Source organism: Aeromicrobium sp., from assembly GCF_047606445.1.
Lineage (GTDB): Bacteria > Actinomycetota > Actinomycetes > Propionibacteriales > Nocardioidaceae > Aeromicrobium.
The window spans coordinates 14,329-34,464 of sequence record NZ_JASGEK010000010.1; the positions used below are offsets into that span (position 1 = coordinate 14,329).

26 protein-coding genes, 1 tRNA gene and 1 pseudogene are annotated in these 20,136 nt (G+C 69.3%); 9 read left to right on the top strand and 19 right to left on the bottom strand.

The genetic code is table 11. The features are described from left to right. Nucleotide 1 precedes the first annotated feature (1 nt). The 5 genes from QM621_RS02155 to QM621_RS02175 all read right to left on the bottom strand — a co-directional run bounded on the left by QM621_RS02155 (nt 2) and on the right by QM621_RS02175 (nt 5,618). Nucleotides 2–1,579 carry a metallophosphoesterase family protein gene (locus QM621_RS02155; RefSeq protein WP_414988710.1) on the bottom strand — a complete coding sequence of 526 codons (1,578 nt, stop codon included), beginning with the start codon at nt 1,577–1,579 and terminating at the stop codon, nt 2–4. Continuing rightward, nucleotides 1,576–3,663 carry a HelD family protein gene (locus tag QM621_RS02160; RefSeq protein ID WP_414988711.1) on the bottom strand — a complete coding sequence of 696 codons (2,088 nt, stop codon included), beginning with the start codon at nt 3,661–3,663 and terminating at the stop codon, nt 1,576–1,578. Before QM621_RS02160 ends, QM621_RS02155 begins: the two co-directional genes overlap by 4 nt. A 533-nt stretch (nt 3,664–4,196) precedes the next feature. Then, a tRNA-Ser gene (locus QM621_RS02165) sits at nt 4,197–4,283 on the bottom strand. Between the two features lie 10 nt (nt 4,284–4,293). Then, entirely contained in the window at nt 4,294–5,280 is a 987-nt protein-coding gene (locus QM621_RS02170) for a permease prefix domain 1-containing protein (RefSeq protein WP_414988712.1), read from the bottom strand. Further along, nucleotides 5,277–5,618, bottom strand: a complete 342-nt coding sequence (locus QM621_RS02175; RefSeq protein WP_414988713.1) for a PadR family transcriptional regulator — start codon at nt 5,616–5,618, stop codon at nt 5,277–5,279. Before QM621_RS02175 ends, QM621_RS02170 begins: the two co-directional genes overlap by 4 nt. Before the next feature lie 56 nt (nt 5,619–5,674). Between QM621_RS02175 and QM621_RS02180 the strand changes: the two genes are divergently transcribed. Then, a complete protein-coding gene (locus tag QM621_RS02180) occupies nt 5,675–6,118 on the top strand; it encodes a pyrimidine dimer DNA glycosylase/endonuclease V (RefSeq protein WP_414988714.1) in 444 nt (147 codons plus the stop codon). Between the two features lie 9 nt (nt 6,119–6,127). Here the strand turns inward: QM621_RS02180 and QM621_RS02185 are convergent, their stop codons facing one another. From QM621_RS02185 to QM621_RS02205, 5 genes are all read right to left on the bottom strand, one after another. Continuing rightward, nucleotides 6,128–6,499 (bottom strand): type II toxin-antitoxin system VapC family toxin, encoded by a 372-nt coding sequence (locus QM621_RS02185; protein ID WP_414988715.1) that lies wholly within the window; start codon nt 6,497–6,499, stop codon nt 6,128–6,130. Next, nucleotides 6,499–6,768, bottom strand: a complete 270-nt coding sequence (locus QM621_RS02190; RefSeq protein ID WP_414988716.1) for a type II toxin-antitoxin system Phd/YefM family antitoxin — start codon at nt 6,766–6,768, stop codon at nt 6,499–6,501. Before QM621_RS02190 ends, QM621_RS02185 begins: the two co-directional genes overlap by 1 nt. A 49-nt stretch (nt 6,769–6,817) precedes the next feature. Beyond that, nucleotides 6,818–7,420 carry a CE1759 family FMN reductase gene (locus QM621_RS02195; protein WP_414988717.1) on the bottom strand — a complete coding sequence of 201 codons (603 nt, stop codon included), beginning with the start codon at nt 7,418–7,420 and terminating at the stop codon, nt 6,818–6,820. A gap of 162 nt (nt 7,421–7,582) precedes the next feature. Next, entirely contained in the window at nt 7,583–8,665 is a 1,083-nt protein-coding gene (locus QM621_RS02200) for an LLM class flavin-dependent oxidoreductase (RefSeq protein WP_414988873.1), read from the bottom strand. 33 nt (nt 8,666–8,698) lie between these two features. Next, nucleotides 8,699–9,142 carry a nucleoside deaminase gene (locus QM621_RS02205; RefSeq protein ID WP_414988874.1) on the bottom strand — a complete coding sequence of 148 codons (444 nt, stop codon included), beginning with the start codon at nt 9,140–9,142 and terminating at the stop codon, nt 8,699–8,701. 142 nt (nt 9,143–9,284) lie between these two features. Here QM621_RS02205 and QM621_RS02210 point away from each other — a divergent pair, with 142 nt between their 5' ends. Next, nucleotides 9,285–9,680 carry a hypothetical protein gene (locus QM621_RS02210; protein WP_414988718.1) on the top strand — a complete coding sequence of 132 codons (396 nt, stop codon included), beginning with the start codon at nt 9,285–9,287 and terminating at the stop codon, nt 9,678–9,680. A 68-nt stretch (nt 9,681–9,748) separates the two neighbouring features. Further along, entirely contained in the window at nt 9,749–10,390 is a 642-nt protein-coding gene (gene upp, locus QM621_RS02215; protein WP_414988719.1) for a uracil phosphoribosyltransferase, read from the top strand. On the opposite strand, the gene QM621_RS02220 is transcribed toward upp, so the two are convergent. The 3 genes from QM621_RS02220 to QM621_RS02230 all read right to left on the bottom strand — a co-directional run bounded on the left by QM621_RS02220 (nt 10,372) and on the right by QM621_RS02230 (nt 14,334). Continuing rightward, a complete protein-coding gene (locus QM621_RS02220) occupies nt 10,372–11,244 on the bottom strand; it encodes a DUF817 domain-containing protein (protein WP_414988720.1) in 873 nt (290 codons plus the stop codon). The two genes, upp and QM621_RS02220, sit on opposite strands and share 19 nt — an antisense overlap. A 92-nt stretch (nt 11,245–11,336) precedes the next feature. Beyond that, complete coding sequence (gene pntB / locus QM621_RS02225) at nt 11,337–12,725, bottom strand: Re/Si-specific NAD(P)(+) transhydrogenase subunit beta (RefSeq protein ID WP_414988721.1); 1,389 nt, start codon at nt 12,723–12,725, stop codon at nt 11,337–11,339. A gap of 4 nt (nt 12,726–12,729) precedes the next feature. After that, nucleotides 12,730–14,334, bottom strand: coding sequence for a Re/Si-specific NAD(P)(+) transhydrogenase subunit alpha (locus QM621_RS02230; RefSeq protein ID WP_414988722.1), 1,605 nt, complete (start codon nt 14,332–14,334; stop codon nt 12,730–12,732). Between the two features lie 89 nt (nt 14,335–14,423). On the opposite strand from QM621_RS02230, the gene QM621_RS02235 reads away from it, so the two are divergent. Next, the gene (locus QM621_RS02235) at nt 14,424–14,879 is read left to right on the top strand and encodes a hypothetical protein (protein ID WP_414988723.1); all 456 of its coding nucleotides are present in this window, start codon (nt 14,424–14,426) and stop codon (nt 14,877–14,879) included. An 84-nt stretch (nt 14,880–14,963) separates the two neighbouring features. Continuing rightward, nucleotides 14,964–15,152, top strand: a pseudogene (locus tag QM621_RS02240) (lamin tail domain-containing protein); the annotation flags it as partial. Nucleotides 15,153–15,161: 9 nt separating this feature from the next. Here the strand turns inward: QM621_RS02240 and QM621_RS02245 are convergent. After that, entirely contained in the window at nt 15,162–15,416 is a 255-nt protein-coding gene (locus tag QM621_RS02245; protein WP_414988880.1) for a hypothetical protein, read from the bottom strand. On the opposite strand from QM621_RS02245, the gene QM621_RS02250 reads away from it, so the two are divergent. Together QM621_RS02250 and QM621_RS02255 are read left to right on the top strand one after the other, a co-directional pair. Continuing rightward, nucleotides 15,298–15,936: a lamin tail domain-containing protein gene (locus QM621_RS02250; protein WP_414988875.1), complete on the top strand. Its 639-nt coding sequence runs from the start codon at nt 15,298–15,300 to the stop codon at nt 15,934–15,936. The genes QM621_RS02245 and QM621_RS02250 overlap by 119 nt on opposite strands. Continuing rightward, nucleotides 15,937–16,524 carry a hypothetical protein gene (locus QM621_RS02255; RefSeq protein WP_414988724.1) on the top strand — a complete coding sequence of 196 codons (588 nt, stop codon included), beginning with the start codon at nt 15,937–15,939 and terminating at the stop codon, nt 16,522–16,524. It abuts the gene before it with no gap. A 50-nt stretch (nt 16,525–16,574) separates the two neighbouring features. Here the strand turns inward: QM621_RS02255 and QM621_RS02260 are convergent, their stop codons facing one another. Together QM621_RS02260 and QM621_RS02265 are read right to left on the bottom strand one after the other, a co-directional pair. Further along, complete coding sequence (locus tag QM621_RS02260; protein WP_414988725.1) at nt 16,575–16,997, bottom strand: type II toxin-antitoxin system VapC family toxin; 423 nt, start codon at nt 16,995–16,997, stop codon at nt 16,575–16,577. After that, complete coding sequence (locus tag QM621_RS02265; RefSeq protein ID WP_414988726.1) at nt 16,994–17,221, bottom strand: hypothetical protein; 228 nt, start codon at nt 17,219–17,221, stop codon at nt 16,994–16,996. Before QM621_RS02265 ends, QM621_RS02260 begins: the two co-directional genes overlap by 4 nt. Before the next feature lie 203 nt (nt 17,222–17,424). Between QM621_RS02265 and QM621_RS02270 the strand changes: the two genes are divergently transcribed. Then, nucleotides 17,425–17,652, top strand: coding sequence for a hypothetical protein (locus tag QM621_RS02270; protein WP_414988727.1), 228 nt, complete (start codon nt 17,425–17,427; stop codon nt 17,650–17,652). A gap of 3 nt (nt 17,653–17,655) precedes the next feature. Here the strand turns inward: QM621_RS02270 and QM621_RS02275 are convergent, their stop codons facing one another. Then, nucleotides 17,656–18,174 carry an O-acetyl-ADP-ribose deacetylase gene (locus tag QM621_RS02275; RefSeq protein ID WP_414988728.1) on the bottom strand — a complete coding sequence of 173 codons (519 nt, stop codon included), beginning with the start codon at nt 18,172–18,174 and terminating at the stop codon, nt 17,656–17,658. A gap of 41 nt (nt 18,175–18,215) precedes the next feature. Here QM621_RS02275 and QM621_RS02280 point away from each other — a divergent pair, with 41 nt between their 5' ends. Beyond that, nucleotides 18,216–18,788: a hypothetical protein gene (locus QM621_RS02280; protein ID WP_414988729.1), complete on the top strand. Its 573-nt coding sequence runs from the start codon at nt 18,216–18,218 to the stop codon at nt 18,786–18,788. Nucleotides 18,789–19,004: 216 nt separating this feature from the next. Here the strand turns inward: QM621_RS02280 and QM621_RS02285 are convergent, their stop codons facing one another. Continuing rightward, complete coding sequence (locus tag QM621_RS02285) at nt 19,005–19,250, bottom strand: addiction module protein (RefSeq protein WP_414988730.1); 246 nt, start codon at nt 19,248–19,250, stop codon at nt 19,005–19,007. A gap of 103 nt (nt 19,251–19,353) precedes the next feature. Continuing rightward, nucleotides 19,354–20,109 carry a hypothetical protein gene (locus QM621_RS02290; protein ID WP_414988731.1) on the bottom strand — a complete coding sequence of 252 codons (756 nt, stop codon included), beginning with the start codon at nt 20,107–20,109 and terminating at the stop codon, nt 19,354–19,356. Nucleotides 20,110–20,136: the final 27 nt, after the last annotated feature.

The following is a 20,136-nucleotide window of genomic DNA, read 5'->3' on the forward strand; positions in this document are numbered from 1 at the left end:
CTTACTCCTCATCCTCCTCGTCGGGCATGTCGGGGGAGTCGGCGATGAGGTCGTCCAGCTCGACGTAGTCCTGCGGAGTGATGGCGCCGCCGGTGTCGATGTCGACCAGCTGCACGCCGACGGGCTTGCCGCGCTCGAAGGTCACCAACGTCATCTGGGCCTCGCGGCGCAGGCCGGTGCCGAGCGCGAAGGCGTAGATCGCGCCGCCCGTGGTGCCGGTGGCGAGCGTGACCGTCGGGTCGCCGTCCTCGCTGACCACCACATTCGGCCCGACCTGACGGTGCAGGTGACCGGAGAGGATCAGGTCGACGCACCCTGACTGCGCCAGCTGCTTGGCCGACGCGCCGCTGTGCACGAGCGCCACCGCGACGTCGCCATCGTCGCAGGCGGCCTCGGTCAGCTCCTCGTCCTGTTGGCTGATCGCGGCGATGTTGTCGTCCTCGTCGCCGGTGTACCCCTTCGTCAGGCCCGACGACCGCGGATCGCTCGACCCGATGAACCGGATACGGTCGACGTCGACCGGCTCTCCGTCGAGCAGCGTGAACCCGCTGTCGCGCATGTAGTCGGCGATGTGCGTGCCCTGGTCGTGGTTGCCGGCCACCGCGACGACGTCGAAGTCCTCGAACTCGCGGGCGAGGGAGTTGATGCTGAACTCCTCCCACGCCGCTCCGTTCGACGTGTCGTCGCCGAGGTCGAGCAGCAGGCTGGCCTCCGCGTTCTCGGCGATCTGCCGGGCCGTCGGGTCCATCGCGACGTTGTCGTGCCGGTCGGTGACGACGAGCGCGACCGTCTGGTTGTCGTCGGGCTTGCGCACCCGCACGTCCTTCGCGGTCTCGGCCAGCTCGTCGAAGAACTCCGAGGAGGCTTGATACGTGGTGAGGGCGCCGCTGATGATCGTCTCGCCGCCGCGCAGCGCCGCGCCGTCGGACAGTTCGAGCTTCTCGACGAACGGCTGGTCGACGACCAGCTCGGGGAAGGCCTCGGTCAGCTTGACCCAGCTGACGTCGTTCGTGGCCGAGGAGGGATCGGACCGGACGACGACCACGACGCTCGCGGCCACCAGACCGACCGCGACCGCGCCGCCGACGAGACGTCGGCGGTTCGGGCGCCTCCACTGCGCGGCCAACTCGGCACGCCGGTCGGCGCCCACCGCCGACCACACGACGAAGGAGAGCACCAGCAGCGCCATCGCGACGCCGACCCCGCGCAGGGCCGAGTCGATCCACATGTCACGCAGCGCGGCGCGCACCGCCGCGACCTCGCCGTCGGGCTGCGAGGCGATCACCGCGTCGCGGGCGACGAGCTCGTCGAGGGTGGTCACGTCGGCGTCGCCCAGATAGATCGTGGCGCCGATGCCGAACCGCGGGTCGTCGACCGGCATCTTGACCATCGGCAGCAGCGGACCGGCGTCGAAGACGATCTCGCCGCTGTAGTCGGGGCGCAGGGTGGCCTGGTGGGCGCCGATGGAGATCGACCGCTCGGAGGTCTCGAAGGTGGTCTTCGCGACCGCGACGCCGACCGGCGCCACCAGGGCGACCATGAGCACGAGCCACAGCAGGCCCTTGAGCAGCTTCTTCACAGGCCGATCTCCGTCATCCAGTCCGAGGTGCTGCCCACGGTGACGAGCAGCTGGGTCGCGCGGGTGAGCACGACGTACAAGGTACGCCAGCCCGCCTCGGACTCGGCGACGAGCGCGTCCGGCTCGGCGACGACGACCCCGTCGAACTCCAAGCCCTTCGTGTCGAGCGGGTCGAGCACGCGCAACCGGTCGTGATCGGCGAGCAGGTCGTCGAGTTCCCGCTCGACGTCGGCGCGCACGCTCCACGGGGCGACGACGGCGACCGAGCCCTCCAGTTCGGACAGCAGTCGTGCGGCCTCGGCGCAGACCGCGGCGAGTAGCTCGTTCGTGCCGACGGTCCGGTGGACGGGCGCCGCGCCGGTGCGCCGCACCCCGTCGGCGAGGTCGGCGCCGGGGATCGTGGCACGGGCCACCTGGGCGGCCAGCTCGTAGACCTCGGCGGCGTTGCGGTAATTGGTGGACAGCCGGAATCGGTGCTCGGGCTTGCCGCCCAACGCCTCCACGCGCGCCTGCTCGGCCTCCTCCGGCACCGGCCAGGACGACTGCGCCGGGTCGCCGACGATGGTCCAGCTGGCATGTCGACCCCGACGGCCGACCATGCGCCACTGCATCGGAGAGAGGTCTTGCGCCTCGTCGACGAGCACGTGCGCGTAACCGTCGTCCTCGATCGACCGGGTGGCCCGCCGCTCGTCGCGCTCGCGCCGCTCGAAGCTCATCAGCTGCTTCGGGGCGTCGTCCTCGTGCTCGGGCGCGGGGACCTCGCCGAGCAGATAGCGCAGCTCGTCGATGAGCGGGACGTCCTCGATGCTCGGCTCGCCGTTCTCCCAGGAGCCGCGCAAGGCGTCGAGCTCGGCGCGGCGGAAGGCGCCCTGGGCGGCGTCGGCGATCCGGGCGGGCAGGTCGCGCCACAGGGCGACGGCGTCGCGTTCGGGCCACCACGCGTGGACGAACTCGACGAAGCGGGGGTCGTCCTCGATGTGCTCGAAGAAGCCCTTGCGGCCGTCCTCTTTGGCGCGCGCGCCGGACACCTGCCGCCACAGCGCCTCGGCGAGCTGCGCCGCGACCCGAGGGACGGCCTGGTTGTACGTGGCGTGGTGCAGCAGGTGGCGGCGCAGTCCGGCGAGCCGCTGAGCATCGAGGCGCAGCACATCGTCGCGGTAGAAGTAGCGGAACTCCGTCGGCGCGGACGGGTCGGGCTCCACGGCGAGGCGGCGCAGCACCCGGACCATGCGGGCCGATCCCTTCGCGGCCGCGGCGACCGGTTCGTCGTGACGGGTCGCGGTCACCCCGTCGACGACCTGGCCGAGCGAGCGGAGCGTCACGCTGGTCTCGCCGAGGCTGGGCAGGACCCGCTCGATGTAGTTCATGAACACACCGGACGGTCCGATGACGAGAACGCCGCCGGACTCGAAACGGCGGCGGTCGGTGTAGAGCAGGTAGGCGGCGCGGTGCAGGGCGACGACAGTCTTGCCGGTGCCGGGACCGCCGCCGATGATGGTCGCGCCGCGGCTGGGCGCGCGGATCGCCTCGTCCTGCTCGGCCTGGATGGTGGCGACGACGGAGTGCATGTGGGCGTCGCGGGCGCGCGACATGCTGGCCAACAAGGCGCCGTCGCCGACGACGGTCAGGTCGTCGGGGGCGTTCTCGGCGTCGAGCAGGTCGTCCTCGACGCCGACGACGGTGCTGCCGGAGCAGCGCAGCACCCGACGTCGCACGACGCCTGCCGGATCGGCGGCGGTGGCTTGGTAGAAGACGGCGGCGGCGGGGGCGCGCCAGTCGACGAGCAGGATCTCGCGGTCCTCGTCGCGCACGCCGATGCGGCCGATGTACCGGGCCTCGCCGCCGGTCAGGTCGAGGCGTCCGAAGACGAGCCCGTCGTGGGCGGCGTTGAGCGCGGACAGCCGTCTGGTGGCCTGGAAGACCATCGCGTCGCGTTCGACCAGGGCTCCCTCGTGCCCGACCTGGCTGCGCGCCATGCCCTCTTTGACCAGCCCCCGCGCGACCTCGGCCGAGGCGTCGAGTCGCTGGTAGACCGTGTCGACATAGGACTGCTCGGAGGCGATCTCCCGCTGCTCGTCGTCCACCGGACTCCTTTCATTGACGTCGCCCCTGAGGCGCGACGAGGAACGAGGAGCCTCGAAGGGAGTTGCGTGAGCATCGGTTCAGTCCCTTGATCGAGTGCGGGGACCGAATAGCTCACGCAGTCGGTGTTCTCAGCTGTTCTCGTGAGGAACACATAAGTCTATGCCGGCCCCGTCGATCATCCATCCTTCCAGTCAAACGACGGGAAAGGGATGCGGCAGTCGGCCCCGAGGCCAGTCGAATCCGACGCTCTGCAGCCCTCACCGCGAGAACAAAGAACTCTCTCCTTCTCGACTAACCCCCGTTCAGAGCGCCAGGATCGCCGCGATGGCCTCGTCCTTGGTCAGCCCTAAGGAAGCACTGATCTGGATGCGACTCCCGGCGGGCCGGTGTTCGGGACCTGGCTTCCTCCCCTATCCCGGCCACGATCTTCTCCCGCGCACGTGTCCATTCCGTGTCCGAAAGCGACCGCTGGACGGCGAAAGACCCCCGCTTCTCCCTGGTATTCCGGGGTGAAACGGGGGTCCCTCTACTGCGGTGGCGGTGGGATTTGAACCCACGGTGGGTTTGACCCCACACATCATTTCGAGTGATGCACCTTCGGCCGCTCGGACACGCCACCGCAGAGAACCTTACCGGACCCCGCCCTCCGGCTGATCGGGGGCCGACGCCCGACGGGCCTTCACGACCGCGTCGATCACCGTGCCGATCTCGACGGCCAGCACCGCGACGACGACGACCGTGTTGACGGTGTCGAGCGCGCTGGCGCTGAAGTCCAACACCTCGACGAACGCGCGGCTCAGCAGCCGGTCGGTCGCGGCCAGCCAGACTGTGGGGACGGCGAAAGCCACCGACGTCACGGCCACGCCGCCCACGATGGGCCAGGTGTAGAGCCCCGCCACGTACTTCCACACCTCCAGCGCCGCCGAGGACAGCAGCACCACGATCAGGAACGGCAGCCAGAACGACCATAGGCCGGGGTCGAACACGGGAACGTTGTCACCGCCGTCGCCCGGAACCCAGGAGTGGAAGCGCTGCAGCACGAGGTAGCCCGCGACGACCAGCGTGACCACGACCCCGGAAACCGCGTCGGCCAAGCCGACCTGCTGGCCGTGGCGCGTTGGCACTTCCGGCAGCGAGTCGACCGACCACTCGGGCAGCGACTCCCCGGCGGTCGTGCGTTCGAGGATCGCGAAGGCGAGAGTCGTCCAACAGAAGACGTGCACCGCGACCTCGAAGGCCGTGCCGATCCCCTGGCCGAGCGCCGACCAACCGTTGTCGGAGTCGGCCAGCACGCTGACCGCGGTGATGACGCCGACGACGCCCGGCGCCCAGGTGAGCGCGACAGTGAGCACCCAGCGGTAGGTCAGGAAATACCTCGGGCCGATGAGGTGCAGCGGGGCGTCGGCGTATTGGGCGGCGAGCGCGCCCGGATGTCCGAGCTCGGTGAGCACGGCGCGCTCGGCGTCGCCGGGCTCCTCGCCCGCGTCGGTCCGCGCGGCGATCATGTCCTCGATGGAGCCGGTCAACTCCCGGGCGAGGTCGTCGCGGCGCGCCGTGGGGACGTTCCGGGTGACGGCGTGGACATAGCGGTCGGTCAGATCGCGGGTGGCGGTCATGAAGGAGTCCCTTCGGCGAGTCGGGTCAGCGAGGCTTCGAGTGCGGAGAGGTCGTCGCGCATCGCGGCGAGCACGCTCTCGCCGACGTCGCTGGTGCGGTAGATCTTGCGCGGCCGGGAGGCGCTGGTGTCCCACTCGGAGGTGAGCAGGCCTTGGTCCTCCAGACGTCGCAGGAGCGGGTAGAGGGTGTTGGCGTCGACGGAGATGCCCGCGTCGCCGAGCGTCTGCAGCAGGGCGTACCCGTGGCCGGGCTCGCGCAGCGCCGCGAGGCTCGCCATGACGGCGGTGCCTCGGCGGAGCTCCTGCAAGTGCCCCCGCAGTACGTCGTCGGTTGTCATGCGACGAACATTACTGTGTGTCACACAGCAATGCAAGAGTGAGGGATGATGGGCGCATGCGGATCTGGAGCCTGCACCCCCGCTATCTCGACCGCCAGGGCCTCACGGCGTGCTGGCGCGAGACGCTGCTGGCCCAAGCTGTGCTCGCCGGACGCACGCGCGGCTATCAGAACCACCCGCAGCTCGACCGCCTCCGCGCGCACGACGACCCGCTCGGCGCGGTCGCGGCCTATCTCCATCGCATCGCCGACGAGGCGGACGCGCGCGACTATCGCTACGACCGCGCCCGCGTCGACCGCCCCGCCGACGCCGATCCGGTGACATCCACCCCGGTCACGACCGGCCAGCTCGACCTGGAGTGGCGCTGGCTGCGCGGCAAGCTGACAGCTCGCAGCACCGACGTCCTCGCGCGCTGGTCCGACGTCCCCCGCCCCGACCCCCACCCCAGCTTCCGCGTCATCGAAGGTCCGGTCGAGCCGTGGGAGCGGGCGCAGGTGTGAGAATCCGGCTCAGACGACAGTCACGTCATAGTGGAGTATCTTCTCGTCGGCCGTCGCGAACGCGCACCGCTCGAACATCGCTTGCGCGACCAGCATCCGGTCGAACGGATCACGGTGATGGAACGGAAGATCGCGCAACAACTCCGCGTGCTCCGGCGTGAAGTCGATCAGATCGAGGCCGCTCTCACGAATCGCACCGACCACATCTCGCGGAGCCTTGAGCTTGCCCAAGGAGGCTTTGATCGCCACTTCGGCCACCGACACTGCCGAGACGACGACCTCATGGTCAAGGCTCTCGATCACGTCACGGTGCTGACGGCTCAAGGCCTGATCGTCAGAGAGCCACCACAGCAGCACATGCGTGTCGAGAAGGACTCGCATCACGCGGGAGCCCCCGATGGGAAGACGTCACCCTCGGACCAGTCCGCCCACTCCTGCTCATCGAGTTCGTCGAAATCGTCGCCGATCTCGACCTTCCCCTTCCAGATCCCTGGCACTCGGCGAGGGCGTTCTTCGATATAGGGGACCAGCCGAGCGACGGGCTTCCCATGGCGAGCGATAGTGACAGGTCGCCCTTGCTCGGCTTCCACCAGAAGGCGCGACAACTGCGTCTTCGCCTCATAGACGCTGTAGACCACCGCTTCACTCATACGCCCAGGCTACGACTTCTGGTCAAGAATGACCAGAAATCCATGACACTTACTCGCGCCCTGGGTCGGAGACGGACAGCATGGTGTCGCTGAAGAGGTCGATCTCGTCGTCGGGGGTGCGGCCGGAGCCGGAGCCCGACAGCAGGCTCAGCAGCTCGCCGACGGCGCGGTCCACGCGACCGGCCAAAGCCGACGAGCCGGCGCTGCCCCAGTCGTGCGGGGAGGCGAAGACGCCGGTCGGCACGACCACCGCCTGCAGGTAGGCGAACAGCGGACGCAGGGCGAAGTCGATGGCGAGCGAGTGGCGTGCGGTGCCGCCGGTCGCGGCGAGCAGGACCGTCTTACCGATCAGCACGTCTTGGTCGAGCGCGTCGACGAACGCCTTGAACAGGCCCGGATAGGACGCCTTGTAGATCGGCGTCACCACGACCACGCCGGCGGCGGCGAGCAGGTCGTGGACGTGCTGCAGGCGCGGCGAGGCGAAGCCGGTGATCGAGGCGTCGACGACGTCGTGCGCGAGCGGCCTGAGTTCGACCGTCTCCACCGAGACGCCCTCGCCGAGCCGTCCGAGCGCGTCGGCGAACTGTCCGGCGAGCAGGGTGCTGCTGGACGCCTCGCTCATGCCCGACGACACGATCACCACCCGCGTCATGCCGACACCGCCTCAAAGAAAACAACCGTAGGCGGCGCCGGCATGACCTGATCCTGAATGGCCGCTCGCTGCGCTCGCGTCATGCCGACACCGCCTCAAAGAAAACAACCGTAGGCGGCGCCGGCATGACCTGATCCTGAATGGCCGCTCGCTGCGCTCGCGTCATGCCGACACCGCCTCCTTCGCCGCCACACGCGCGGCGTGCGTCGGAGCGTCGGGCACGTCGGCCGGACGACGGGCGTCGAACTCGGCGCGCAGCGTCGGCAGGACCTCGCCGAGCAGGTCGAGCTGCTCCAGCACGATCTTCTGCGGCAAGCCCGCGTGGTCGACGAGGAACAGCTGGCGCTGGTAGTCCCCGAAGTAGTCGGCGAAGGCGAGCGTCTTCTCCAGGAACTGCTGCGGGCTGCCGACCGTCAGCGGCGTCTGCGCCATGAAGTCCTCCAGCGAGGGGCCGTGGCCGTAGACCGGGGCGACGTCGAAGTAGGGGCGGAACTCGTTGACGGCGTCCTGGCTGTTCTTCCTCATGAAGAACTGGCCGCCCAGCCCGACGATCGCCTGGTGCGGCTCGCCGTGGCCGTAGTGGGCGTAGCGCTGGCGGTAGAAGTCGATGAGCCGGATGTAGTGCTCTTTCGGCCAGAAGATGTTGTTGGCGAAGTAGCCGTCGCCGTAGTAGGCGGCGAGCTCGGCGACCTCGGGCGTGCGGATCGAGCCGTGCCAGACGAAGGGCGCGACGCCGTCGAGCGGGCGCGGGGTCGCGGTGAAGCCCTGCAGCGGCGTGCGGAACTTCCCCTCCCAGCTCACCACGTCCTCGTCCCAGAGACGGCGCAGCAGTTGGTAGTGCTCGATGGTCAGCTCGACCGCCTTCGAGCCGTCGTAGCCGAACCACGGGTAGACCGGCGGGGTGTTGCCGCGGCCGAGCATGAGGTCCATGCGGCCGCCCGTGAGATGCTGCAAGGTCGCGTAGTCCTCGGCGATCTTCACCGGGTCGTTGGTGGTGATGAGCGTGGTCGAGGTCGACAGGATCAGCCGCTCGGTCAGCGCGCCGATATGGGCGAGCGTGGTGGTCGGGCTCGACGGGACGAACGGCGGGTTGTGGTGCTCGCCGGTCGCGAAGACGTCGAGGCCGATGTCCTCGGCCTTGCGGGCGATCTCGACGGTGTTCTTGATCCGCTCGTGCTCGGTGGGCACGCGGTCGTTGACGGGGTCGCGGGTGACGTCGCCGACGGTGAAGATGCCGAACTGCATAGAGGCCATAGCTTTAGTCTGACAGAAACAAGTTTAATCTTCAACAGTTCTCTGGGAGGCGAAGAACTCCCGCAGCAGCCGCGACGACTCCTCGGCCCGCACCCCTGCGACGACCTCGGGACGGTGGTTGAGCCGGCGGTCGCGCACCACGTCCCACAGCGAGCCGACCGCGCCCGCCTTCTCGTCCCACGCGCCGAACACGAGCCGCCCGATCCGCGCGCCGACGAGCGCCCCGGCGCACATCGTGCACGGCTCCAACGTCACCACCAGCGTGCAGCCCTCCAGCCGCCACTCGCCCCGCGCGGCGGCGGCCTCGCGCAGCGCGACCACCTCGGCGTGGCCTGTCGGGTCGGCGTCGCGCTCACGGGTGTTGCGACCCCGGCCGATCGCCGCGCCGTCCGGGTCGAGCACGACCGCGCCGACCGGCACGTCGCCCGTCGCCAGCGCCGCCCGCGCCTCGGCCAGCGCCAGCGTCATCGCCTCGTCCTCGGTCATGGGTCGAGCGTGCCATGCGGACCGGAACCACGGGTGTCTCTACCCCTATGCACCGCCTGTCCACGGACTTAGCGTTGCTCTTCCACCCCCCGAACCGGCTGCGAAGCCAGAACAGGACACAACCATGAAGCGTCTCATCCACGGCGGCGTCGTCGCCCTCCTCGCGCTGCTGCTGCTCTCGCTCGCCACGCCCGCCCAGGCCCGGATCAGCGCGGGGCCGCTCTCGCTGAAGGTCACCGCCAAGTGTTCCGCCCCCGGCGACACCATCAAGCAGCTCTCCATCTGGACGCCCGAGCGCGGCAACCAGAAGGTCACCTTCCCGAAGAACCAGACCAAGACCGCGGCCATCTCGACGGGCACGATCAACAAGAAGCAGAGCGGCGACACCTTCTTCAACTGGCGCGTCATCTGCCACATCAGCGGGAACTCCGGCGAGCACCAGAAGAAGTACGGCGGAAGCTGGAACGGCACGTCCTACTCCTTCACCATCGACAAGGGCTACCAGCTGAAGAAGCCGTGATCCTTCACCGTTGAGTCAGGGGCGTCGCTCGCGGCGCCCCTGACTCACGTGGGCACTACGCTCAGGCCATGCAGGTGCACATCGCCGATCATCCGCTCATCGCCCACAAGCTGACCGTGCTGCGCGACGAGCGCACCGACTCCCCCACCTTCCGCCGCCTCGCCGACGAGCTGGTGACACTGCTGGCCTACGAGGCGACGCGCGACGTCGTGGTGGAGTCCGTGCCGGTCCGCACCCCCGTGACCGACACGACCGGCGTGCGGCTCGCCGGACCGCGACCACTCGTCGTGCCGATCCTGCGCGCCGGGCTCGGCATGCTGGAGGGCATGCAGCGGCTGCTGCCGACCGCCGAGGTCGGCTTCCTCGGCATGGTCCGCAACGAGGAGACACTGGAGGCCGACACCTACGCCGAGCGCTTGCCCGAGGATCTGTCGGGGCGTCACTGCTTCGCCCTCGACCCGATGCTGGCGACCGGCGGCTCGCTCGCGGCGGCCATGCACTACCTCGCCGGGCGGGGGGCCGAGCGGATCACGGCGGTCTGCCTGCTCGCCGCCCCCGAGGGCATCGAGCACGTCACCGGTGAGGCCGAGAAGCTCGGCGTCCCCGTCTCCCTCGTCGTGGCCGGCTGCGACGAGCGGCTCAACGAGAACGGCTACATCGTCCCCGGCCTCGGCGACGCCGGCGACCGCCTCTACGGCACCGCCGACTGAGCCGGTTCCTCCGGCTCCTCGGGCGGGTAGACGAGATTCACCAGCACCACCGAGACGATCATCAACAGGAACCACGCCCCGAGTTTCATCGGCGACACCATCGACCAGCCGTCGACCTGGTCGGGGTAGACCCAGGCGCCTCCGGCCGTCGCGATGTTCTCGGCGATCCAGATGAAGAACGCCACCAGGAAGAACGCCAGCAGCAGCGGCATGCGCAGCACGAAGCGGTGCACCCGGAAGTGCATGACCGTGCGGAGCCACAGCAGCGCGATGACGCCGAACAGCACATAGCGCAGGTCGACGATGTAGTGGTGCGTGTAGAAGTTCACGTAGACGCCCACCGCCACCAGGCAGGTCGCCCACACCGGCGGGTAGCGGTCGAACCGCAGGTCGAAGAGCCGGTGCATGCGCACCATGTACGACCCGACCGCCGCGTACATGAAGCCGCTGTACAGCGGGACCGCGCCGAGGTGCAGCGCCCCGCCGGCCTCGTAGCCCCACGAGCCGGCTGACGTCTTGAACAGCTCCATCACGGTGCCGACGACGTGGAACAGGACGATGACCCAGAGCTCCCGGCCGCTCTCCAGCCGGAAGGCGACCATGAGGATCTGGATGACCACCGCGCCGACCACCAGCGCGTCGTTGCGGTGCAGCGCGGCGTCGTCGGGGTAGACCCACGCCGTGACGACGATGAGCGCCAGCATCACCCCGCCGAAGACGCACGCCCACGCCTGCTTGACGCCGAAGACCAGGAACTCGACGAGCCACGACCGCCAGCCCGTCGACGGCGCGCGGTCCAGCAGCCCGCGCGCCCACCCGTCGAGCCGCCGCTCTAATGACGTGTACCGCCCCATGACTCCCTCTCTCACGAGATTTGCTCCCTTATCCACCGAATCCCTGCCGGGATTCGGTGGATAAGGGAGCAAATCTGGCCTTCGGGCGACCCTCAGAGGGCGCGGAGGATGTCCTCCACGCGGTCCTTGGCGTCACCGAAGAGCATCTGCGTGTTCTCGCGGAAGAACAGCGGGTTCTGGACGCCCGCGTAGCCGGCGGCCATCGAGCGCTTGAACACGATGACGTTCTCGGCCTCCCAGACGTGCAGCACCGGCATGCCCGCGATGGGGCTGCCCGGATCCTCCGACGCGGCCGGGTTGACGGTGTCGTTGGCGCCGATCACGAGGACGACCGACGTGTCGGGGAAGTCGTCGTTGATCTCGTCCATCTCCAGCACGATGTCGTACGGGACCTTCGCCTCGGCCAGCAGCACGTTCATGTGCCCCGGCAGCCGGCCGGCCACCGGATGGATGCCGAAGCGCACCTCGACGCCGCGGTCGCGCAGCTTCTTGGTGAGGTCGGCGACCGGGTACTGCGCCTGCGCCACCGCCATGCCGTAGCCGGGCGTGATGACGACGCTGGACGCGTTCTTCAACAGCTCCGCGACCCCCTCGGCGTTGACCTCGCGGTGCTCGCCGTAGTCCTTGTCGTCCGACGTCGGGGCCTCCGCGCCGAAGCCGCCCGCGATCACCGAGAGGAACGAGCGGTTCATCGCCTGGCACATGATGTAGCTCAGGTAGGCACCCGAGGAGCCGACCAGCGCGCCGGTGACGATGAGCAGGTCGTTGTCCAGCAGGAAGCCCGCCGCAGCCGCAGCCCAGCCGGAGTAGCTGTTGAGCATCGACACGACCACCGGCATGTCGCCGCCGCCGATGGAGGCGACGAGGTGCCAGCCGAGCGCCAGCGCCAGGACCGTCACCGCGGCCAGCAGCCACAGCTGCGGGTCGACGACGAACCAGGCCGTCAGCGCGACGAAGGCGACCAGCGCGCCGACGTTGATGTAGTTCTTGCCCGGCAGCATGAGCGGCGCGGACTTCATCTTGGCGCTCAGCTTGAGGTTGGCCACGATGGAGCCGGTGAAGGTCACCGCGCCGATGAACACGCCGACGAACACCTCGGCGTTGTGGATGTCCTCCAGCGACTGCGTCGCGAAGTGGCCGTGTTCGAGGTAGCCGTTCCAGCCGACCAGCACCGCCGCGAGGCCGACGAAGGAGTGCAGCAGCGCGATCAGCTCGGGCATGCCGGTCATCTCGACGACCTTGGCCCGCCAGAAGCCGATGGCCGCGCCGATGACGACCGCCAGCGCCAGCAGGACGATCGCCCGCGCCTCGGCCTTCTCGACCACCTGGAAGGTGATCGCCGCCAGCGCGATGGCCATGCCGGAGATGCCGTAGGCGATGCCTGCCTTGGCGGACTCGTGCTTGCTCAGCCCGGCGAGGCTGAGGATGAACAGGAGCGCGGCGACGATGTACGCCGCGTAGACAGCAGATTCAGCAGTCATGTCATCAGCCCTTCGAGCCTGTGCTGTCTTTGGAGAACATGCCGAGCATGCGACGTGTGACGGCGAAACCGCCGAAGATGTTGATGCTCGCGAGCAGGATCGCCACGAACGAGAGCGCTTGGATCACGACGGCGTCGTCGACCTTCGGGTCGACGCCGATCTGGATCACCGCGCCGGCCACGATGATGCCGGAGATCGCGTTGGTGACGCTCATCAGCGGCGTGTGCAGCGCGTGGGCGACGTTGCCGATGACGTAGTAGCCGATGACGATCGACAGCACGAGCACGAAGAAGTGCCCCGGCAGTTGGCCCGGCGCGTAGGCGTTGACGGCGAACAGCGCGAGGATGCCCGCGCCGATCCACGCGAACTTGCGCCACGCGGGGGCCGGGGGCTTCTCCTCGGCGACGACCGGCGCCTTCGTCTCCGGCGCGGCGGCGGGAGCGGCCGACACCTTCACCTTCGGCGGCGGCCAGGTGGTCGCGCCGTCGCGCACGACGGTCACGCCGCGCTGGACGACGTCCTCGAAGTCGAGCGTCAGCCGGCCGTCCTTCTCGGGCGTGAGCAGCTTGAGCAGGTTGACGAGGTTCTGGCCGTACAGCTGCGAGGCCTGGGTGGGCAGGCGGCCCGCGAGATCGGTGTAGCCGAGGATGACGACGCCGTTGTCGGTGACGACCCGCTCGCCGGCGACCGAGCCCGCGACGTTGCCGCCGTGGGCCGCGGCCATGTCGACGATGACGCTGCCGGGCTTCATCGAGGCGACGTCGGCCTCGGTGAGCAGGCGCGGCGCGGCCCGGCCCGGGATGAGCGCGGTGGTGATGACGATGTCGACCTCGGCGGCCTGCTCGGAGTAGATCTCCGCGGCGCGGCGGTCGTAGTCCTCGCTGGTGGCCTTGGCGTAGCCGTCGGTGGACTGCTCCACCTCGACGTCGACCTTCAGGTACTCGCCGCCGATGGACTGCACCTGGTCGGCGACCTCGGGGCGCGGGTCGGTGGCGCGCACGATGGCGCCGAGGCTGGACGCCGCGCCGATGGCGGCCAGACCGGCCACGCCGGCGCCCGCGACGAGCACCTTGGCCGGCGGCACCTTGCCGGCGGCGGTGACCTGGCCGGTGAAGAAGCGGCCGAACTCGTGGGCGGCCTCGACGACGGCGCGGTAGCCGGCGATGTTGGCCATGGAGCTGAGCACGTCCATGGACTGCGCGCGGGAGATGCGCGGGACGGCGTCCATGGCGAGCACGGTCAGCTCGCGCTGCGACAGCTCGCCGAGCAGCTCGGGGTTGAGCGCCGGGGAGATGAGGCTGATGAGCGTGGCGCCGTCGGCCAGCAGCGCGATCTCCTCGGTGCTCGGCGCGTTGACCTTGAGCACGATGTCGCTGCCGAGCGTCGTGGCCCGGTCGGCTATCTCGGCTCCGGCCTCGGCATAGGCCTCGTCGGAGAAGCTGGAGGCGTCGCCGGCGCCGGACTCCACTCGGACCGCGTAGCCGAGTGTGAGGAGCTGTGCGACCGTGGACGGCGTGGCGGCGACTCGGGTCTCGCCTGCGGACGTCTCACGGGCGACGCCGATGACGGCCGCAGGCGCGGCGGTCTGCACGTCGATCTCGTCGTTCATTGGACGAACGCTACCGGCTCGTCATGTTTCTCGTGTACGGGCTTCGTCATGCCCTGGTGCGCCATGCCTGAAAAGAGGATGATCGACCCATGTCCCGTTGGCTCTGTTGCCTACCGCTGCTCGTCGGCGGCCTCGTCTACGCCCTCGTCGGCCATCCGACGCTGCCGATCGTCGCCTTCGAGCTGGCGGGCGACGCCGCGACCGCCGCCGAGGTGGTCGGCGAGCGCACGGGCGACTTCCGCGCCGCGCTGTGGTCGGACTGGCTGGCCTTCATCCCCGGCTATCTCGTGACGCTGTGCCTGCTGGCCACCCGGCTGCCCCGACGCTGGGCGGCGGCGCTGCTGGTCGTGCTCGCGGTCGCGGCGGCGGGCTGCGATGCGATGGAGAACCGTCACCTGCTCACCGGCCTTGACGACGGCGCCGACGCCTCCTTCGCCGCAGGCCGCGCCTGGGCGCTGGCGAAGTTCGCCCTCCTCGCCCCCGCGCTCGCCCTCGGCCTGTGGGGGTTGTTCCGCCGGACCGAGCGCGACCCTTCGACCTCCTGACACCGGCGCGTGCGCCCGCGTTCACCGGGCGTCCGTCTGAAGGGGCTGGGCTGCGAGCACTGCCCATCCCTCTCAGGAGTTCTCGTGCGCACTGCCCGCATACTCGTCGCCTCGGCGCTGCTGTCGGTCGGACTGTTGGCCGCCGCGCCCGCCCAGGCCGCGGACACCGACATCAAGATCAACGAAGTCATGTCGACCGGGTCGCCGGACTGGATCGAGTTGACCAACACCGGTTCGGCCCCTGTCGACGTGTCCGGCTGGATCGTCAAGGACGACAACGACTCACGGACCCTCGCCATCCCGCCGACAGCGCGCGGATCTTGCTGCCGACGGGACGACGCTGATCGACAGCCACTCCCAGGCGAGCCGCATCTCCTCGCACGGCCGGGTCCCCGACGGGACGGGCGCCTTCGAAGTCATCACGCCGTCACGCGGCGCTGCCAACGCCCCGACGACGCCTCCCCCCGCCCCGACCGTCGTCGTCAACGAGGTCGAGTCGAACAGCGACCCGGTCGGCGACTGGATCGAGGTGGCCAACACCGATCCGGCGAACGACGTCGACGTCTCCGGCTGGTACGTCCTCGACAGCGACGACACGCACACCCCGGTCGTCTTCCCGTCCGGCTCGGTCGTCGAGTCCGGCGGCTACCTGTCGATCTACACCGACACGACCCCTGACGGCTTCGGCCTCGGCGGCGACGACTCCGCCCGCCTGTTCGACGCCTCCGGGACGCTGGTCTCCGAGACCTCGTGGAGCGGCCACGCGCCCGTCACCTGGGGCCGCTGCCCGGACATGACCGGCGACTTCGCGCACACGAGCGAGTCGACCCCTGAGCAGATCAACGCCTGCGAGCCGCCGGTGTCCGTCGAGACGCAGGCCTGGCCGTGGCTGGGCGACCCGATCGTCGACGCCGCCGCGGCGGGCGTCGGCGGCGAGGACGCCTCCGGTCTCGATTTCGGATCGGACGGCGCGCTGTACGCGGCCAACAACGGCAGCGGCGAGATCAGCCGCCTGACCGGCGATGTGGTCGACGGCTTCACGGTCGCCGAGTCCTGAGTGGTGCGCTTCCCCGACGGCACGGGCGCGGTCGACGCCGAGGGCGTCTCGGTGATGGGCGACGGCCGCCTGTTGGTCGCCAGCGAGCGCGACAACGACAACAGCGGCGTGAGCCGTCCGTCGGTGCTTCTGCTCGACCCGGTCGTGGGCGGCACGGCTCTGACCGAGTGGAATCTCGCCGACATCGTCGGTCCGGTCGGCGCCAACGGCGGCCTGGAGGCGGTCGAGTGGATCAGCGACGCCGACGCGGTGACGGCGGGCTTCGCCCAGGCAGACGGCACGCCCTACGACCCGGCCGCCATCGGCCCGCACTTCGGCGGGATCGTCGTGGTCGGCGTCGAGCAGATCGTGTGGGCCGACGACGCGGCGGCCGACGACGTCGCGCTGCGCGGCACGTACCGCCTGGCCACGAGTCCGACCGACCTCGACGGCATCGTTCAGACCGCGAACGCCTCGTCGTCGGCCACCGCCGAGAGCGGAACACTGCCCGGCGCCGGCGCCTCGACCCGCTGGTGGGTCGTCGCCCTGGCACTCGGCGGCAGCGCCCTCGGCGCAGCCGTCACCGCCTGGGGCCGCCGCGACACCTGACCACACCGACGACGGTGGGCCGCCTCCTCCTGGGGAAGCGGCCCGCCGTTCTACTCCGGCACCAGCTTCAACGCGTCGACATGGCGGGGTCGGACAACGGAGAAGTGACGCCGATCCAGCGTCGCCACTCCGGTGATATCCAACCGCTCGGCCAACGCGATCACCGACGCGTCGGTCGTTCCGAGCGGCAGATCCGCGTACTGCTCCACCAGGTCCGCGATGCGGTCGAAGTCCTCGCTCACCAGATCAACCAACTGGAAATCCCGAGCTGACACCGCCCGCAAGAAAGCGACCTCCGCGAAAACGCCGATCCTGCTCTCCAGCAAGTAGCCCACTTCCGCCACCACCGTCGGCGGCAACAACAAGGTCCTACGCGCCAAACGCAACCCTGTGAACAGATCGACACATCGGCGGTGATCGGCGCTCTTGCGATCGGCAGCGGCGAAAATCGGACCCGAATCGCACAGGATCATGATCTTGAAGCGCCGAACCCCTCGGCGAGGATCTCATCGACTCGACGCGCGTTGTCAGTGCGTCCGTCCTGAGATTCCCCGATCCCGAAGAACTCCGGGGGCCAGGAACGCTCGCGCTTCGACGGGCGGACCAGGCGCAGGCGGACGTCGGCCAGGACCGACGCGACTTGGTCGTCCGGAAGGGCGTCGATGAGCTCGTGCAACTCGCTTCGTTCGGTGCTCATGGATCGAGCCTAGGCGACCTGCGCGCGTAAAGCACGCGCTGTGACGAGGGCGGGCGAGCGCGAAGCTCAGCCGGTCGACACGGCGGCGAAACTCCTCACGGTCACGGCATCAGCCCAGGCTCCGGCGCCGAGACTGTGACTCATGCCACATATGCTCTAGTGTTCGTCGCGGGAGGGGCTACCGCTCAGGAAAGGGCACTGACATGGCTATCAACCCGAAGGACGCCGTCGATTCGGTCAAGGACATCGCGCAGAACGCCATCGGCAAGTCCGGCGAGATCGTCGAGGGCGCGGCCGACGTGCTCAAGGGCGACGTCTCCGGCGGCGTCGGCGGCATCATCAAGGGCGCGACCGACATCGCCACCGGCTCGGTCGAGAAGGCCAAGGAGATCCTCACCGGCCGCGACGACTCCGCCGACGACGGGGAGTGAATCTCACCGGCCCTCGTCGATCGCGTCCTGGAACGTCTGCCTCAACGGCTCGCTGAACAAGACGAACCGGATGCGCTCGACGGGGTCGGCGTCGTGCTCGCGGCAGGTCCGCGCGGCGATCCGCGCCACCTCGGCCGTAGGCCACCCGTAGGAGCCCGCGCTGATCGCGGGGAAGGCGACCGACCGGCAGCCGAGGTCGGCGGCGACGTCCAGTGACCTGCGGAAGCACGAGGCGAGGAGGGCCGGGTCGTCCTGACCTCGGTGAAGATTCGGACCGACTGTGTGGATCACCCAGTCGGCGGGCAGGTCGAAGCCGGGCGTGGCGACCGCGTCGCCCGCCATGAGTCCGGCGCGGTGGGTGCTCCTCCGCAACCCTCGGCACGCCTCCAACAACCGAGGTCCTGCGGCCCGGTGGACCGCCCCGTCGACGCCTCCCCCGCCGAGGAGCACCGAGTTCGCCGCGTTGACGATCGCGTCCGCCTCGACTGTTGTGATGTCACCGTGCTCGGCTGTGATCCGCATGCTGTCAGTGTGGCAGCAGCGTTATGACCCACACTGGTCCCATGGACTACGAACTCGCCTGCGACCAGGCCGAGGAGATCGACGCGACGCTCGACGGCCAGGAGCGGCTCGACGCCTATCGTCAGCACGCAGACGCCTTGGAGCCGGGCGAGGTCGGGCGCAGTGTCTTCCTCGAATACCTCGCCGACCATCTGACGATGTCGAAGCGGTACGACGAGGCCCGCTCGGTCTACGTCGAGCTGATCGCCGACGGCGGCGACTGCGAGCTCGATCCACGGGTGGGGCTGCTCGACGTCGAGTTGAGGATCGGCCACACCGATCAGGCCGACGCTTTGCTGAAGGAACTTCTGGCCTCGGCCCGCGCCGACGAACTCGACCTGGCGGACTACGCCGATATCGGCGGCGCCTTGGAAGAGGCGGGGGAGTTCCGCAAGGCGCACCGCTGGTTCACCATGCCGCTGCGCGACCTCGACCCCGAAGAGCTCGAATTCTCAGAGGTGCCGCTCCTCCACGGCCGCGCCCGCGTCCGCCGCGCCCTCGGCCTCCCCGTCGACGCCTACGACGAGGTCAGCCAGGCCATCACCGGCACCTTCGCCGCAGGCGACGACGCCTGAGTCTCAGTCCTCGTCCTCCTCACGCAAGGCCGTCTCCCAGTCCTGGCCACCGTGAAAGACGCCGATCACATTGATCGCCTCATCGTCCACCTCGTAGGCGATCACCGTCCGGCCCCGATGCGTGGTCGTTCTCATACCCGGCCGAATGTCGCCTGATCCAGTCGTCAAGATCGTCGAGTTGTCGCTGCGCTTCTGGCGTTTAGACCACCCGGCGTGTCATGAACGAGCGGCCCACTTCTCCTCGAAGTGAGCACGGACCTCGTCAGCGGGCACACCTCGCGACGGATCGGCCTTCAGCGCGTCGTACGCGGCGGCGGCTTCACCCCGAAGCCACGCCTCAGTTCCGTCGACCTGCAAGTCCTCGGAATCGACAGTCCGCAGCAGCCGGAGAGCCACGTCTTTACGCACCGTCGGTGGCAGCGACATCCCTGCCTCGTAGAACTCTGATGCGCTCAACGTCATGTCGACACCCTACGCCGCGGCGACGACATTTCAACGCTCCGAGGCAAAGCACATCCCATCTGCCTCACCTCTCACTCCGGACCCACCCCTAGCCCTGTTCAATTCACTGGGCGCCCAACAGCTCCTCCACCGTCTGAACCCACGCGATGCGGGCGCGCAGAGCCGGGTCGGCGTGGAGGCGGGTCGGGAGGTCGAGCACGCGCGCTGGGTCGGCCTTCATCGGCGAGGTGTCGAACTGGACGACCTTCCCGTCCGAGGTGGTCATCACAATCCACAGCACCCGCGTGTCCGGCATCGGCCAGCGGGCGTGGTGCCGCCGCTCCTCGCCCACCACGCCGACCATGTCGGTCCAGGCGATGAACTGGGAACGATGGCGCGGCCCGTGGTCGAGGCCGTCGGCCGAGATCCGCCACCGCTGACGCCAGCCCGGTCGGCGCCACGCCAGCCATCCCACCAGGACGAGCCCGAGCGCGAGAAGCGCCACGAACACCATCTGTGGCCAGCTCACATCGCCTTCCGCGATCCTCGCCCACAGCGCCACCGCCGCCCACAGCCATCCGCAGACCGCGGCCACGAAGAACGGGAAGGACGACAAGAACGGCACGACGAGCGCGGCGGGCGGCGAGGCCTCCGCGACGATCGGCCGCGGCTCGATCCGGACCACCGCCGTCGCCGTCGCGTTCCACAGGAACGACGCGCAGATCCCATAGAAGAAGGCCGCATACGCCCTGTGTCGCGGTTCGTCGAGAGGCCAGTCGACGAACGCCGTCACGACGATGAGCGCCATGAAGATCATCGCGCCCACGGCCGGGCTGACACTCCGGCGTCCGGCGTTCCACCACGCGTCGGCTGAGTCCATTCCTTTATTCAAACCGATCGAGTCGCC

What these genes read in the sequence shown, in the direction of transcription:
- QM621_RS02195 (WP_414988717.1), bottom strand. Translation starts at nt 7,420, where the DNA reads ATGACGCGGGTGGTGATCGTGTCGTCGGGCATGAGCGAGGCGTCCAGC.
- QM621_RS02270 (WP_414988727.1), top strand. Translation starts at nt 17,425, where the DNA reads ATGGCTATCAACCCGAAGGACGCCGTCGATTCGGTCAAGGACATCGCG.
- QM621_RS02210 (WP_414988718.1), top strand. Translation starts at nt 9,285, where the DNA reads ATGAAGCGTCTCATCCACGGCGGCGTCGTCGCCCTCCTCGCGCTGCTG.
- QM621_RS02285 (WP_414988730.1), bottom strand. Translation starts at nt 19,250, where the DNA reads ATGACGTTGAGCGCATCAGAGTTCTACGAGGCAGGGATGTCGCTGCCA.
- QM621_RS02230 (WP_414988722.1), bottom strand. Translation starts at nt 14,334, where the DNA reads ATGAACGACGAGATCGACGTGCAGACCGCCGCGCCTGCGGCCGTCATC.
- pntB (WP_414988721.1), bottom strand. Translation starts at nt 12,725, where the DNA reads ATGACTGCTGAATCTGCTGTCTACGCGGCGTACATCGTCGCCGCGCTC.
- QM621_RS02175 (WP_414988713.1), bottom strand. Translation starts at nt 5,618, where the DNA reads ATGACAACCGACGACGTACTGCGGGGGCACTTGCAGGAGCTCCGCCGA.
- QM621_RS02275 (WP_414988728.1), bottom strand. Translation starts at nt 18,174, where the DNA reads ATGCGGATCACAGCCGAGCACGGTGACATCACAACAGTCGAGGCGGAC.
- QM621_RS02185 (WP_414988715.1), bottom strand. Translation starts at nt 6,499, where the DNA reads ATGCGAGTCCTTCTCGACACGCATGTGCTGCTGTGGTGGCTCTCTGAC.
- QM621_RS02280 (WP_414988729.1), top strand. Translation starts at nt 18,216, where the DNA reads ATGGACTACGAACTCGCCTGCGACCAGGCCGAGGAGATCGACGCGACG.
- QM621_RS02170 (WP_414988712.1), bottom strand. Translation starts at nt 5,280, where the DNA reads ATGACCGCCACCCGCGATCTGACCGACCGCTATGTCCACGCCGTCACC.
- QM621_RS02235 (WP_414988723.1), top strand. Translation starts at nt 14,424, where the DNA reads ATGTCCCGTTGGCTCTGTTGCCTACCGCTGCTCGTCGGCGGCCTCGTC.
- QM621_RS02290 (WP_414988731.1), bottom strand. Translation starts at nt 20,109, where the DNA reads ATGGACTCAGCCGACGCGTGGTGGAACGCCGGACGCCGGAGTGTCAGC.
- QM621_RS02190 (WP_414988716.1), bottom strand. Translation starts at nt 6,768, where the DNA reads ATGAGTGAAGCGGTGGTCTACAGCGTCTATGAGGCGAAGACGCAGTTG.
- upp (WP_414988719.1), top strand. Translation starts at nt 9,749, where the DNA reads ATGCAGGTGCACATCGCCGATCATCCGCTCATCGCCCACAAGCTGACC.
- QM621_RS02260 (WP_414988725.1), bottom strand. Translation starts at nt 16,997, where the DNA reads ATGATCCTGTGCGATTCGGGTCCGATTTTCGCCGCTGCCGATCGCAAG.
- QM621_RS02205 (WP_414988874.1), bottom strand. Translation starts at nt 9,142, where the DNA reads ATGACGCTGGCGCTGGCCGAGGCGCGGGCGGCGCTGGCGACGGGCGAC.
- QM621_RS02180 (WP_414988714.1), top strand. Translation starts at nt 5,675, where the DNA reads ATGCGGATCTGGAGCCTGCACCCCCGCTATCTCGACCGCCAGGGCCTC.
- QM621_RS02200 (WP_414988873.1), bottom strand. Translation starts at nt 8,665, where the DNA reads ATGCAGTTCGGCATCTTCACCGTCGGCGACGTCACCCGCGACCCCGTC.
- QM621_RS02220 (WP_414988720.1), bottom strand. Translation starts at nt 11,244, where the DNA reads ATGGGGCGGTACACGTCATTAGAGCGGCGGCTCGACGGGTGGGCGCGC.
- QM621_RS02265 (WP_414988726.1), bottom strand. Translation starts at nt 17,221, where the DNA reads ATGAGCACCGAACGAAGCGAGTTGCACGAGCTCATCGACGCCCTTCCG.